The sequence below is a fragment of the Flavobacterium sp. CSZ genome, from assembly GCF_015350725.1.
GTDB lineage: Bacteria > Bacteroidota > Bacteroidia > Flavobacteriales > Flavobacteriaceae > Flavobacterium.
Genome location: NZ_JADKPQ010000063.1, coordinates 1 through 919, shown reverse-complemented (window position 1 = coordinate 919; position 919 = coordinate 1). Strand labels below are relative to the sequence as shown.

General features: G+C 37.9%; 1 pseudogene. It reads right to left on the bottom strand.

Going from position 1 to position 919, the window contains the following annotated elements:
• Positions 1-919: pseudogene (locus IRZ78_RS26000) on the bottom strand (calcium-binding protein); the annotation flags it as partial.

Below are 919 nucleotides of genomic sequence, written 5' to 3'. Positions count from 1 at the left end.
AAATGGCAAAGCACGACCCTGAATTACAAGTTTAGTGGTATTAACCATACTATAAAAATCAAGGTATGGATTACCATCAAAACTTACACCATCGAATTTATTTTCATAGGCATTGCTTGCTCCTTCGATATAACCAATCAATAATTGTTTGAAAGTTCCCTTTGAACTTGTCATATTAAGCCAGATGCGATTCTTTTCGATAGAGGTTTCTTTTGATGTTTCGGATGATTTGAAAAACTGATTATTGTTTGTACCCCCAAATCGCATTGAATTATTATAAAGTACAGGTCCTGCTAGACGGCCGCTGACAAAAAATGCTTGTCCTGCCGCTACATAACCGGATGGCTTTTCGTTACCGGTAAGTGCTGCTTTACTTGTTCTTACGCTTCCGCTAAGATTATAACTGGCGTAATCATTCGGGTTATAATCATAGTTTCCAACAGGGGTTACAGCAGTATTATGTGTCCAGAAATAAACAGTTCCGTTTAGTACTGTATTTCCCTGAATAAGTTTATCTATGCTTAAGGCCGATGGATAAGGATTTCCGATTAATCGATATTTACCTGCGGTTAATGGTTCTCCAACGATGTCTCCGTTATTTGGAACTCCAATAAATGAAGCAGTATAGTCAGCCTTATCTGTATTGGAGTAAGTTTCAGGACCGCGAATAATATATCCTTTTCCTACAATCATATCGGCGTTTCTATCAGCATCAATCCAGCCTGAACCGTGATGGTAATAAAACATATCTGGCTTGGTATCAGGTGAAACTTTAAGCAATTGCTGTGGTTTTACAGGGGTTGACCAATACACGAAATCTGCCTGACGAATTTGTCGCGCTGTACGCTTGTAAGTGATATTCCCGGTATTTGTAACATTATTGCTTTGTAATAAACTTGAATTATTCTCGAAAATTAGT